The following is a 12,660-nucleotide window of genomic DNA, read 5'->3' as shown; positions in this document are numbered from 1 at the left end:
TGTGATCGGTTCAGGCGATGAGCCGCCTTCAACGGTGTCTCAGTGGCGGAAGTGGCGCATCCCGGTAAAGACCATGGCGAGGCCCCTCTCGTCCGCCGCGGCGATCACTTCCTCGTCGCGGATCGAACCGCCCGGCTGGATGATTGCGGTTGCGCCTGCTTCCGCGGCGGCGAGCAGGCCGTCGGCGAAGGGGAAAAAAGCGTCGGATGCCACCGCGCTGCCCACGGTGCGGCTCTCCGCCCAGCCGTATTTCTCGGCCGCCTCGGCAGCCTTCATTGCGGCGATGCGCGAGGAATCGCGGCGGTTCATCTGACCCGCACCGATACCCGCGGTCGCACCGTCCTTGGCATAGACGATGGCGTTCGACTTGACGTGGCGCGCCACGGTCCAGGCGAACAGGCAGTCCTCGAATTCCTGCTGCGTCGGCTCGCGTTGCGTAACCACGTTGAGCTCGGCCTCGGTGATCGCGCCGTCGTCGCGCGTCTGCACCAGCAGGCCGCCGGTGATCGGCTTGACCGCAAGCCCGCCGCGCCGAGGATCGGGCAGGTCGCCGGTCACCAACAGACGCAGGTTCTTCTTCTTCGCGAAGGCCTCGCGCGCCTCGTCGCTGACCGCAGGCGCGATGACGACTTCGGTGAAGATTCCACAGATCGCGCGCGCGGTCTCGCCGTCGAGTTCGGTATTGACCGCAACGATCCCGCCAAAGGCCGAGACGCTGTCGCAGGCGAGCGCCTCGTTCCAGGCCTCGAGCAGGGTCGAAGCCTGCGCCACGCCGCACGGGTTCGCGTGCTTGACGATGACCACCGCCGGACTGCCACCCCTGAATTCGGCGCACAGTTCGAGCGCGGCATCGGCATCGTTGTAATTGTTGTAGCTGAGCTCCTTGCCCTGGAGCTGTTCGGCCTGCGCGATGCCCTTCGCATGCGGGCCGGAGGGCGTGTAAAGCGAGGCCTTTTGGTGCGGGTTCTCGCCATAGCGAAGTTCGACCGGCGCCCGGCCGTTGACCGCGAGGAAATCGGGAAACAGCTGCTGCTGGTCGGCGAAGGCGAACCACTGGCTGATCATCGAATCGTAAGCGGCGGTCGCGGCAAAGGCCTTCGTCGCGCATTTGCGGCGGAAGTCGAGCGAGGTCGCACCGGACGCTTCCAACTCGCCGATCAGGGTCTCGTAATCCGCAGGATCGGTGACGATGGTGACGAACTGGTGGTTCTTTGCCGCGCTCCGGACCATCGAAGGACCGCCGATATCGATGTTCTCGATAATCTCGTCGCGCTCCGCGCCGCGCATGACGGTCGCCTCGAACGGATAAAGATTGACCACTACCAGATCGATCGCGCCGATCGCATGTTCGTCCATCGCGGCGGCATGATCGGGATTGTCGCGCACGGCGAGCAACCCGCCATGGACCATAGGGTGGAGCGTCTTCACACGGCCGTCCATCATCTCGGGGAAATCGGTCAGATCGGAGACGTCCTTCACCTCGAGACCCGCCTCGCGCAGCGCCTTGGCGGTGCCGCCAGTCGACACCAGCTCCACACCCTTCGCGGCCAGCGCCTTGCCCAGATCCACCAAGCCGGTCTTGTCGGACACCGAAAGCAGTGCCCGCTTGATCGCCACGTCGGTCATTGATTTCATCCCATGCGTTTGAGCAGCCAGGGGAAGCGTCCCCCGCTGCGCGATGTCAGTCCTTCGACGACCAGCTGCTTGGTCGCACGCGGGCGGCCCTGCCCGTCGACCCAGAGGCTGTCCTCGATCGCGATATGCGCCTCGCCGCTATCGCCTCCGAGGCGGAATTGCCAGTAGCTTCCGTCGGGCAGCGCCAGCCCGGCACCGCGCTTGTCGTCCGACAGGCCTGCCTCGATCCCGTAGCCGAGGTGGAAGCGGATCGCGAAAGCGATCTTGCCCCGCTTGCCCTGCCGCCCGGATGGTTCGAGCAATTCTTCGCCCGACAGGCCGGTGCCATCCGCCCCCAGCAGCAGCGTGCGGCGGTGAATCAGGCCGTATCGCGCGGCATAGCCATTGTGCGAAGCCTCAAGCCGCGCCGCATCGCGGCCCTTCTGCTTGACCGTGGTGCGCGCGATATCGACTTCCTCGACACCCTTGCCGATCTGTCCCTTGATCAACACTGCGGTCGAATTGGCATCGTCGAGCACCAGCGTCGAATGCGCCGCCGTGCCGCGCAGCCCCTGCTCGATGCGCACGGGGACATTCCCGCCCGCCAGCTCGCCGCCGCCGCAATTGACGATGATGCGCTGTTCGCCATGCGACAGTTCGAAGGCGAGCGTCGAGGCGCAGCCGTGGCGCGCATGCCGCGCGCGCGGCGGGGGCGCGGCATCGAGCACCAGCACCGCCTTGCCCGCATCGATCCGCTGGTAGCCCCAGTGCCTGCATTCCTTGCTCGGGCGCGCGCGGATCCCGCTTGCCGCGATCAGCGCGTCGACCCGCGCGGCAGAGGTCGCGCCGGCGCCCTGCCAGCTACCGAGCCCGCGATCGCCCATCCGCAGCGCCAGCAGCGGCGGGACGAGCAGGCCGAGCATGGTCTCGAGCGCGGGCGGCGGATCGCGATCGACCGCCTCGTAGCAGGCGCGCAGATCGACCAGCAGCGCGATCGCTTCCATCTGCGCAAGCGGGCTTCGCGAGAGCACGCCGCCATCCTCGCTTACCAGCTCGCCCAATGCGCGAAGCAGCCCCGCTTCTCCGAACAGGCGACGCGGACGACCATCGGGCAGCAACAGGCCGGCCGCGACGATTGCGCACCAGCCGGCGACCTGGCCCAATCGATCCTCGGCGCGGGCGACCTGTCGGTCGAGATAGCGCGCGGTGGCCTCCATCGCTTCCAGCGCCTGGCCGCGCAGCCTCGCATCGCCGCCCAGAAGCAGCGGCGCATGGACCAGCCAGCCGAGCAACCGCAGACCCGCGTGCTCGACACTCCAGGCCGGACCCTTGGCCGAGACCGGATTGGCCTTGAGCCAGCGCGCCAGAAGCGTCTCGCCGATCCCGGCACATTCCTCGCGCGGGGCACAGGCGCCGAGATCGCGAAGCCAGGTGAAGCCGTGAACCATGCGCTGGACCGGCGGCGTCAGCGGGGCATTGCTTGCGAGTTCGATTCTGTCGACCGGCAGCTTGAGGCCATGGACGAGGAATTGTCCGGCGCGCAGCGCCATGCCTGCTGCGCGTTCACCTCCGAGCGGGCTGGCGACTGTCGCCAGCAGGCGCGGCGCGGCGGGCTTGCGCAGGGGCGCCGCGAGGACCGATCCCGGCACGCCCAGCCGGTAGGCCCAGCGCACCATGCTGTCGACGGCCCCCGCGCGCGGCGGCTGAAAATCCGCGAGCGCCAGCGCGCGGGCCGGCTCCAGCGGAACCGCTTCGGGCAATGGCGGCTCCTTGTCCACCAGCGGCTCATCCATGCCCTTCAGCGGCAGAGCGGGCGCGGCCTCGTCCTCGCGAGCGCCGCCTTCCGCGCGCAGGAGGGTGCGCGCGCCCTGGCTCACTTCTGCCCTTTCAACGCGGCGATATTGGACGCGTACCGCCCTGGCCCGCCCTTGAAAGTGGCCGAACCCGCGACCAGCACATCTGCCCCCGCATCGACGCACAGCCGTGCGGTTTCGCCATTGACGCCGCCATCTACCTCGAGATGGATAGGCTTGCCCAGCGCATCGATGCGCTTGCGGATCGCCTCGATTTTCTTGAGTTGCGAATGGATGAAGCTCTGCCCGCCGAAGCCGGGATTGACGCTCATCACCAGTACGAGATCGGCATCTTCGAGAATATAGTCGAGTGCCTCTACCGGCGTTCCGGGATTGAGCACCACGCCCGCTTTCTTGCCGAGATTCGCGATCGCCTGCAGCGTGCGATGAATATGCGGCCCCGCCTCGGGGTGGACCGTGATGATGTCCGCACCGGCCTCGGCAAAAGCCTCCAGATAGGGATCGACCGGCGCGATCATCAAATGGACGTCGAAGGGCTTGTCGGTATGCGGGCGCAGCGCCTTCACCACCGCCGGGCCGATGGTGATATTGGGGACGTAATGGCCGTCCATCACGTCGACATGGATCCAGTCCGCCCCGGCTTTGTCGATCGCGCGCACCTCTTCGCCCAGCGCGGCGAAATCGGCGGACAGGATGGAGGGAGATATCAGCGGGATGGTCATGCGGGGCTGAGACCTTGGATCGCGGGTGAGCCTCGGCCAGCCCTACGCGCGCGAAAGGAGGGTTAACAAGCGATACGCGGGACCTTTTCCACATGGAGCATGCGCGAGCGGGCCGACCGGGGCCCTGAGAACGACAGCCTGTTTGATTGATGCGCAGGCAAGAAATTCAGCCGCAATTCAGCGCAATTCGCTAAACGGACCCCAAATAGCGGGCTATGCGTCCCTTTACCCGGTGCCGAAGCCCCGTTTCACCAGAATTCGACGATGGATATCATTTATGGATCGCAAGACACTGACCGCCGTCGGCATCGCCGGGCTTGCCCTGGCCGGGCTTGCCGCGCCTGCCCCGGCCGATGCGCAATATCGCCAGAAAATCACCCATGACGCCAGCAAATGCGCTGCCGGCGGCGGACCTGCCGTGTGGGTGACTATTTACGACATCAAGGAAAGCACAGGCACGATTCGAGTGCAAAGCTATCGCGGCACCAAGGAAGACTGGCTCGAGAAGGGCCGGTGGATCTACCGCATGGAGGCCCCCGCCAAAGCCGGATCGATGACCTTCTGCATGCCGCTGCCCGCGCCCGGAACCTACGGTATCGCTGTGCGCCACGACGTCAACGGCAACGGCAAGACGGATATCTTCTCCGATGGCGGGGCGATGTCGAACAATCCCAGCATCAACATCTTCAACCTCGGCAAGCCGAGCTACAAGAAGACCGCCTTCGAAGTCGGTTCGGGCGTGAAAACCATGTCGATCCGGATGCGCTATCGCTGAGCGCGGCGTTTGCGCCACAGCTCGACGAGCGCTCCCGGCGCCGCGAGCAGCGGGTGCTTGGCGCGAAACGGTGTGACCTCCAGCGCGATACCCGTGTGCCGGTGGAGCTTCCACGCGGCATAATCGGCCGCTCCGTCGAATGTCGTGGTCGCCTTGGCCAGCCGCAGCAGGTTGAGCGTCTTACCCAGCCGCGCCCGACTGCGCCACCAAGCGAGAATACGGCGGCGCCCGGGATCGGCAAGTGCGGGCTCCAGCAAGTCGCCCCGTCGCTCGAAAGGGATAGCGGCCGCTTCCCATGCCAGCGGCAGCAGGCCATCGAAGTGATCCGCATTCACCTCGAGAATGGCGTTCTCGCGCCCGGGCTTCTCGATCCGGAATTCCGCCTGATAGGTCGCGCGGAACAGCGCGCGCCAATAGTCGTCCGCAGTGCCGCTGGCAGGGCCGACGGCCGCTGCCAGGCGCCCGGCCGTGATGGCCGCGGCGCCGAGTGCCTCGACCACCAGCGTTCGCGCGCCGTCATCGGCCTGCCAGATCAGCGCCGAGGGCTGGACGAAGCGCGCCCAGATCGTCGTATCGCGCGATCCCCCGCCCGCCGCCTTTGCAAATTGCGCCAGCGACATGGTGGCGATCTTGGCGCGTAACCGCTCCCCACCGTGATCCCATTCGCGATAGCTGACGCGCGGCCAAACTCGCTCGCGCTGCGGCCCGGGCAGCAGGACGTAGAAATCGAGCACGCCTTCGAGCGAGCCGGTCCGCAGGTTCGACCCATAGAACAGCACGGCCAGCGCACCCGCTTCTTCGCCGAGCTTGCGCGCATAGACCGCGACCTCGCTGCGCACCGGCCGGTCGAGCGCGGTGTCGAGACGTTGCGCGAGCGCGGTCGTCACACGCTGATGAAGGTCAGCTCGGGTCCCTGCCCGATCCGATAGCGTCCGGCAGGAAAGGCCTCGCCGTCGAGAATGACCGGCTCGGCCACGTCGATCGCCACGGCATCGGCATCGAGCTGGTGAAACCCCGCCTCGGCCAGCCAGCGCGGGCGCCAGCCCATGAAGATGGCGGGCAATGCGGCCAACAGGCGCCGCCGCGGACGGTCGAGGACCGCGACCTTGAGACCCGGGCGCGGGGCGCCGAACAGCTGGATTCCCATGGGCATGCGTTCGAGCGTGGAGGCGAGCATCACGCTGCGCCGTGCAGGGTCGCCATGCTTGGACCGCGGCAGGGGGGCGCCGCCCGGCAGATAACGCAAGTCCATCTGCGTGCCGCGCCGCCACTTGTTCCCATTGGTACCGAAGAGCGCCTGGAGCACGCCCCAGGCCCCCGTCGCGCCGACGGCGAGGCTGTTGAAAAAGCCCAGCGAGTGCGCTTCCTGTCCGGCCTCGATACCGAGCGTGAAAGCCCCGGCCCCGAAGATGAAGCCCAGCATGGCAGGATCGTCCTCCTCGACCCGGCTGACCGCGAGCGGGCAGCGGAGGATTCGGCGACCCGAGGCATAGGCCTTGAGCGCGGCTTCGAGCGACCAGTCGGCGGGCGCGCCGAGATCGACGTTGAGCGCATTGGTCTTGCCCTTGGGCAGCACGGCGATTGCGGGCCAGCGGTCGGCGAATACTGCCTGCCCCATCGTCAGCACGTCGCGAACCGTGCCGTCGCCACCATTGATAATCAGGAAATCGATGCCCTCGCGCGCGAAGCCGGCCAATGCGTGGGCGATTTCGTCGCGGGTGCGCGGTTGGGCGACCATTGCGTTGTCGGCACCGGCACACGCGAGGTCCTGGCCTTTGTTGCGGTGGCTGCGCGGGTTGTAAATGATCCCGATGCGGGGTTCGGGGACGCGGCGGGCACGGTATATCGACCGGCGCAGGGGCACCGTAGCGGCGCTTTGCCGCCGCGACAGGCTGTCGAAATTGTAGATTACCCGATCCATGAAACCTATGCCTTAATCGCCGACGCCGGCGCATATCTAGGGAATTTTCGTCAAATTGTAATAGCGTCGCAATGCATTCTTCGTTGGGGACGCCCAATGGATACGTCTAACAGAAAAATTTCGGCACCCGGACGAACAGAAAGGGTGGGCTCGGCCACTCTCACTCGGGAGAGCCGGCGCGGGCACTTGCCGGAGCCGGCATGCAGGCGGAACCGGGCCGCTCCGGCGCAATCGCGCAAGCCCCCCGTGGGCAGGACTTCGAGATCATCCGGCATCATCCGGTCACCGCATCGAGTACCTCGCCGATGACCGCATAGACCCTGTCGAGTTGCGCGGCGGTGATGCAATAGGGCGGCATCACATAGACGGTGTTACCCAGCGGCCGCAGCAGCACGTCCCGTTCGCAGAACATAGCCAGCATGCGCGGCGCGAGGTCGGACAGATATCCGTCCGCCTCGCCCACATCGAAGGCGGCGATGGTGCCCATCTGACGGGGCTGGCGCACCGCCGGGTGTCGCGAGAGCTCTGCCAGCCGCTCGGCCTGCCGCGCCGCCAGCGCCGCTATCCGCTCCGCCACCGGCTCCTCGCGCCAGATGGCGAGATTGGCATTGGCCGCCGCGCAGGCGATGGGGTTGGCGGTGTAGCTGGAGGAGTGGAAGAACATCCGCGCCCGGTCGCTGCTGCAATGCGCTTCGAAGATCGGCTCGCTCGCGATGGTCACCGCCAGTGGCACCGCACCCCCGGTCAGCCCCTTGGACAGGCACAATATGTCGGGCTCGATCCCCGCCTGTTCGCAGGCCAGCAGCGTTCCGGTGCGGCCCCAGCCGGTCATCACTTCGTCGGCGATGAACAGCGTGCCGTGCGCCGCGCAGATACGCCGCATTTCGGCCAGCGTGTCCGCATTATACATCAGCATGCCGCCCGCGCCGAGCACCAGCGGCTCGACGATGAAGGCCGCCGCGCCCGCCGCGCAGGCCCGCTCCAGCGCGTCGAGCGTCGCCTGTTCGGCCCCTGCTTGCGGGAACGGAATCGAGGTAACGTCGAACAGCAGCGGCTCATAGGCGCGGTTGAACGCCCCGCGTGCGCCGACCGACATGGTGCCGATGGTATCGCCGTGATAGCCATTATCCATCACCACGATCCGCTCGCGCGGCTCGCCGCGGTTGCGCCAGTAGCCCAGCGCCATCTTGAGCGCGACCTCGACGCTGGTCGAGCCGGAATCGGAGAAGAATACGCGCGTTAGACCCGGCGGCATCATGGCGCGCAGGCTGGTCGCAAGCTCTTCCGCGGGCTGATGCGTCCAGCCAGCGAAGATGATCTGGTCGAGCCGGCTCGCCTGCTCGGCGATCGCCGCGGCGAGCTTGGGATGCGCATGTCCATGCGTCGTCACCCACCAGGAGGAGATCGCATCGATCGCCTGCGCCCCGTCCTCGGTATGCAGCACCGCACCCTCGGCGCGCGTGACTTTGGGGATGGGTTCGCCCAGCCCGTGCTGCGTGAAGGGATGCCAGATGGGTGATTCGGTCATGCAAAGGCCTCGATCTCGAAATTGTCGGCGAAAGCGGCTGCAAGGCTGTCCGCGCCGAGAGGGTCGAGCAGCGGAAGGCGGCCGAGCCGAGCGACCTCGCCGATCGCGCAGATGGTCGCCTCGCTATCCTCCTGCGCCTCGCCGACGAAGGCCATGCCGATGATCGGCACACCGCGCTTGCGCAGAGCTTCGATCGTCAGCAGGCTGTGGTTGATTGTACCGAGCGCGGTGCGGGCAACCACCACGACAGGCGCGCGCCATTGCGCGAAGAGATCAGCATAGAGCAACTCGCGCGTGACCGGCACCAACGCCCCGCCAGCACCTTCGACCACCAGCGATCCTTCGACCTCTGGCAGCACAAGCCGCGCGGGATCGATCGCGAGACCGTCCAGCTCCGCGGCCCGATGCGGCGAAAAGGGCGTCGTCAGGCGATAGGCTTCGGGCAGGATATGCGCCTTTGGCACCCCCAGCGCGGCGACGCGCGCAGCGTCGCTGCCGTCCTCCAGTCCCGCCTGGACCGGTTTCCAATATTGCGCACCGAGCGCAACGGCGAGCCCGCCGGCGAACACCGTCTTGCCGACATCGGTATCGGTTCCGGTCACCACGATCGTGCGATTCACAGGATGTCCTCCAGAGCATCGCCGAGCGCGGCCACGGCCGCCTCGTCGGTATTGAGCGTGAGCGAGATGCGCAACCGTGCGGTCCCGGCGGGGACCGTGGGCGGGCGAATGCCGCGTACGTCGAAGCCCCGCGCCTGCAGCGCGGCAGCGATTTCCATGGTGCGAGCATCCTCGCCGATGACGACCGGCTGGATCTGCGAGCCGCTGGGCGCGATGCCGAGATGGCCGAAAGTCCGTTCGGCCGCTTCGACCAGCTTTGCCAGCCGTGTGCGGCGGTCATCGGCGGCGGCGGCGATATCGAGCGCAGCATGCGCGACCGCGGCCATCAGAGGCGAAGGCGCGGTCGAGAAGATGAAGCCGCGCCCGCGATTGACCAGGAATTCGCGGACGATCGCCGGGCCTAGTACCAGCGCGCCTTCGCTGCCCAGCGCCTTGCCGCAGGTCGCCAGCACGATCGCATTGTCCTGTCCGTGCAGCTCTGCCGCGAGCCCGCACCCGTGCGGCCCGAACACGCCTACCGCATGCGCTTCGTCGACCAGCAGCATCGCTCCTTCGCGCCGCGCCAGTTCGGCAAATTCCGCCACCGGGGCGCGGTCGCCATCCATGCTGTAGAGCGTTTCGAACGCGATCCAGGGCGTGCCGCGCCCACCATCCGCGCGCCACGCGGCAATGCCATCGGCGGCGGCATCGACGTCATTGTGCGCAAAGGCTCTGGACGACGCGCGCGAGAGGCGCATGCCTTCATGCGCGCTGGCATGAACCAGCGCATCGTGGAGGATGAGGTCGCCCTTTTGCGGCAGCGTCGCAAAGATCAGGCTGTTGGCGGCATAGCCCGAGCCGAGGAACAGGGCGGAGGGAGCCTCGAAGAATGCCGCCGATCGCTCTTCCAGCGCTTCATGCTCGGCGCAATTACCGCGCAGCAGCCGCGACCCGCCCGAGCCGAGAGTAACCCCGCGCTGGAGCGCCGCGACAGCCGCTTCGCGCAATGCGGACGATCCGGCCAGCGCGAGATAGTCGTTGGACGAGAAGTCTCGTCCCTGTGCCAACGTCAGCATCCGGCGGCGGCCGGCCTGCGAAAGGCGGTCGAGATCGTGCTTGTAGAATTCGGGTAATCTCACAGCCGGCACCGTCTAGGTCCCCGCCGGCGATTTGCAACTGTGCACCGGGCAAATCGCGCAAGGCGATGCCGAAAACATCCCGCCCTTGGCGCACCCGAGAGGATTCGAACCTCTGGCCTCTGCCTTCGGAGGGCAGCGCTCTATCCAGCTGAGCTACGGGTGCATGTCGGGCCTTTCGGCGAAGGGGGCGCTTAGCAAAGCGCGTCCGCACTCGCCAGCCTTAAAACGACCCAGCGGAATTGGCGAGAACCGCGTTAGGTCTTTCGCAAGACTGGCGGCGTATCCGTGGCAGCCATGAGCGCGATGTCCCACCCGTTCGACCTGGCCCAGGCCACGATGCTCCCGCCCGCCGAGACCGGCCCGCGCGACGTCCCGGACAGCACCGTACTGGCCGAGCAGTGGCAAGCCGTTCACGAAGCAGCCGCTGCCGTGGGCAATCTCGCCCAGCTCGGCAGGGAACCGCTGTCGTCGCAGATAGCCGAGCTGCCGCAGCGTGCCGCGCAAAAGGGTGGCCGGAGCTATGAGTTGGCGGCGCGGGGGATCGACGACCTCGCCGCCGTGATGCAACCGGGATTGCGGGCGCTTCTTTCGCTGACCGCCGAGGGACAGGACACGACCGCGGCCGCGCTCACGCTGTGGCGCGAGTTCCACACTGCGCGCCGGGCGATCGTCGATCTCGTCGACGCGGCGTAGCGCCGAAAGGCCGATAGCGACCGGATCGGCGATCTTTCACGCATCCCGCATGAGCGCGACGTGCCGGGGGTTTGGCCTTGACCGTGTTCGCACTCTGTTCCATTCGAGCCGCATGACGGATTCTATAACGGAAGCGCAGACGGCAGCCTTGGTGGCAAAGGGCATCGCGCGTCTCTTTGCGCGCAACGACGTCTGGTGCCTTGCTGAGATGCCGCTGCGCAATGGACGGCGCGCGGATCTGATGGGGGTCGATCCCAAGGGCCGCGTGATCATCGTCGAGATCAAGGTCCAGCGCGGCGACCTCTTGGGTGACGGCAAATGGCCCGACTATCTCGATTATTGCGACCGTTTCTACTGGGGCGTGCCGCCGGGGCTCGATCGCGGCCCGCTCGAGGGGGAAGCCTATCGCCCCGAATGCTGCGGAATCATCGTAGCCGATGGCTATGACGGCCAAATCGTGCGTCCGGCACCGCTGGCGCCGCTTGCCGCCGCGCGCCGCAAGGTCGAGGTCGAACGTCTCGCGCGCACCGCGCTCCGCCGCGGGACCGTGGCGCTCGATCCACACTGCGCGCCGTGGGGCACGCCCGAATAGCATTTGCCGGTTTTCCCTTTGCGCGCGGCGGACTAGGGTCGACGCACGATGTGGACCGCCATCATCCTTTCCGCGGCCGCGATGACCGCGATCGTGGCCATGCGCTATCTCGCCTCGAGCGGGATCTTCGCCGCGCTCACCAACCGCGTGCGACCGGGCTATCATGCGCAGCTCGGGCCGCAGATCCGCCGCGAGATCGGATGGTCGCTGGCGTCGGCGGCGATCTACGGCATCCCCGCGGGCGTGGTCGCCTGGGGGTGGCAGGAGCGCGGCTGGACGCTGATCTATACCGAGTGGGATGCCTATCCGCTGTGGTACCTCGCTCTCGCGCCGCTGCTCTACCTGCTGGCGCACGACACATGGTTCTACTGGACGCACCGAGTGATGCATCGCCCCAAGCTGTTCCGGACGATGCATGCGGTGCACCACGCCAGCCGCCCGCCGACCGCTTGGGCGGCGATGAGCTTCCACCCCTGGGAAGCGATCACCGGCGCGGTGGTCATCCCCGCGCTCGTCTTCCTCGTCCCGATCCATGTCGCCATGCTCGGTGTCGTGCTGCTGGTGATGACAGTGATGGGCGTGACCAATCATATGGGCTGGGAGATCTTTCCCCGGGCCCTGGTTCATTCCAAGTTAGGCAACTGGCTGATAACCGCCAGCCACCACCAGCGTCATCATGAAGAGTACAGATGCAATTACGGTCTCTATTTCCGCTTCTGGGATCGCGTATGCGGGACGGATCGCGGCCTCAGTCCCAACGCCTGAGCCGCGCGGCCGCGCTGGCGCTGCTGCCGCTTGGCGGCATGCTGGCGGCTGCGGTCCCGTTACCCGGGAAGGGCGCTACCATCACCGTCACGGTAACCGATCTGCGCAATGCCAAGGGCATCGTGCGCGCCTGCATGACCATGGACGAGGACAAGTTTCCGCGATGCCGCGGCGTGGCGGGCGCACATGGCGCAACCGCGCGAGCACGCGAGGGCGGCGTGTCCTTCACTTTCGAGGGCGTTCAGCCCGGTCGCTACGCCATTGCCCTGCTTCATGACGAGAACGGCAACGGCAAGGCCGATCGCGCACTGGGCATGATGCCCAAGGAAGGGTTCGGTTTTTCGCGCGACGCCAAGGTCCGTATGGGGCCGCCCAAATTCTCCGACGCGGCCTTCGATATCGGCGCCGAGGACCGCGCAATGGCGATCCGGATGCGGTACATGCTTTAGCACGATCCACCCCGCGGCAATGGTTAATCCACTTAACCGGATGTTTACC

13 protein-coding genes and 1 tRNA gene are annotated in these 12,660 nt (G+C 66.9%); 5 read left to right on the top strand and 9 right to left on the bottom strand.

What is annotated here, in order from left to right:
• Positions 1-39: 39 nt before the first annotated feature.
• Genes purH through rpe form a run of 3 tightly spaced genes read right to left on the bottom strand, consistent with a single transcriptional unit; the run spans position 40 to position 4,150 of the window.
• Entirely contained in the window at positions 40-1,626 is a 1,587-nt protein-coding gene (gene purH, locus ACQY4G_RS05615) for a bifunctional phosphoribosylaminoimidazolecarboxamide formyltransferase/IMP cyclohydrolase (protein WP_421989349.1), read from the bottom strand.
• 5 nt (positions 1,627-1,631) lie between these two features.
• Positions 1,632-3,491, bottom strand: coding sequence for a heparinase II/III family protein (locus tag ACQY4G_RS05610; protein ID WP_421989347.1), 1,860 nt, complete (start codon positions 3,489-3,491; stop codon positions 1,632-1,634).
• Positions 3,488-4,150, bottom strand: a complete 663-nt coding sequence (gene rpe / locus ACQY4G_RS05605; RefSeq protein ID WP_421989345.1) for a ribulose-phosphate 3-epimerase — start codon at positions 4,148-4,150, stop codon at positions 3,488-3,490. Before rpe ends, ACQY4G_RS05610 begins: the two co-directional genes overlap by 4 nt.
• A 277-nt stretch (positions 4,151-4,427) precedes the next feature.
• Here rpe and ACQY4G_RS05600 point away from each other — a divergent pair, with 277 nt between their 5' ends.
• The gene (locus tag ACQY4G_RS05600; RefSeq protein WP_067692322.1) at positions 4,428-4,925 is read left to right on the top strand and encodes a DUF2141 domain-containing protein; all 498 of its coding nucleotides are present in this window, start codon (positions 4,428-4,430) and stop codon (positions 4,923-4,925) included.
• On the opposite strand, the gene ACQY4G_RS05595 is transcribed toward ACQY4G_RS05600, so the two are convergent.
• The 6 genes from ACQY4G_RS05595 to ACQY4G_RS05570 all read right to left on the bottom strand — a co-directional run bounded on the left by ACQY4G_RS05595 (position 4,916) and on the right by ACQY4G_RS05570 (position 10,275).
• Entirely contained in the window at positions 4,916-5,812 is an 897-nt protein-coding gene (locus ACQY4G_RS05595; RefSeq protein ID WP_421989343.1) for a hypothetical protein, read from the bottom strand. The two genes, ACQY4G_RS05600 and ACQY4G_RS05595, sit on opposite strands and share 10 nt — an antisense overlap.
• Complete coding sequence (locus ACQY4G_RS05590; RefSeq protein WP_421989341.1) at positions 5,809-6,846, bottom strand: diacylglycerol/lipid kinase family protein; 1,038 nt, start codon at positions 6,844-6,846, stop codon at positions 5,809-5,811. Before ACQY4G_RS05590 ends, ACQY4G_RS05595 begins: the two co-directional genes overlap by 4 nt.
• 274 nt (positions 6,847-7,120) lie before the next feature.
• Complete coding sequence (locus ACQY4G_RS05585; protein WP_421989339.1) at positions 7,121-8,374, bottom strand: adenosylmethionine--8-amino-7-oxononanoate transaminase; 1,254 nt, start codon at positions 8,372-8,374, stop codon at positions 7,121-7,123.
• On the bottom strand, positions 8,371-8,994 hold the full coding sequence (gene bioD / locus ACQY4G_RS05580) for a dethiobiotin synthase (protein ID WP_421989337.1): 624 nt from the start codon (positions 8,992-8,994) through the stop codon (positions 8,371-8,373). The genes ACQY4G_RS05585 and bioD overlap by 4 nt, the downstream gene beginning before the upstream one ends.
• Complete coding sequence (locus tag ACQY4G_RS05575) at positions 8,991-10,112, bottom strand: 8-amino-7-oxononanoate synthase (protein WP_421989335.1); 1,122 nt, start codon at positions 10,110-10,112, stop codon at positions 8,991-8,993. Before ACQY4G_RS05575 ends, bioD begins: the two co-directional genes overlap by 4 nt.
• Positions 10,113-10,198: 86 nt before the next feature.
• Positions 10,199-10,275 (bottom strand) — tRNA-Arg (locus ACQY4G_RS05570).
• A 131-nt stretch (positions 10,276-10,406) separates the two neighbouring features.
• On the opposite strand from ACQY4G_RS05570, the gene ACQY4G_RS05565 reads away from it, so the two are divergent.
• The 4 genes from ACQY4G_RS05565 (at position 10,407) to ACQY4G_RS05550 (ending at position 12,611) form a co-directional block, all read left to right on the top strand.
• Entirely contained in the window at positions 10,407-10,805 is a 399-nt protein-coding gene (locus ACQY4G_RS05565) for a hypothetical protein (protein WP_291168497.1), read from the top strand.
• Positions 10,806-10,917: 112 nt separating this feature from the next.
• On the top strand, positions 10,918-11,397 hold the full coding sequence (locus ACQY4G_RS05560) for an MmcB family DNA repair protein (protein WP_421989333.1): 480 nt from the start codon (positions 10,918-10,920) through the stop codon (positions 11,395-11,397).
• Positions 11,398-11,445: 48 nt separating this feature from the next.
• Entirely contained in the window at positions 11,446-12,162 is a 717-nt protein-coding gene (locus ACQY4G_RS05555; RefSeq protein WP_067692300.1) for a sterol desaturase family protein, read from the top strand.
• A complete protein-coding gene (locus ACQY4G_RS05550) occupies positions 12,126-12,611 on the top strand; it encodes a DUF2141 domain-containing protein (RefSeq protein ID WP_421989331.1) in 486 nt (161 codons plus the stop codon). Before ACQY4G_RS05555 ends, ACQY4G_RS05550 begins: the two co-directional genes overlap by 37 nt.
• The last annotated feature ends 49 nt before the right edge of the window (positions 12,612-12,660 follow it).

It is taken from the genome of Qipengyuania sp., assembly GCF_965277845.1.
Classification (GTDB): Bacteria; Pseudomonadota; Alphaproteobacteria; order Sphingomonadales; family Sphingomonadaceae; genus Qipengyuania.
Note: the sequence above shows the minus strand (reverse complement) of the source record. Positions and strands in the feature narration are given on the sequence as shown.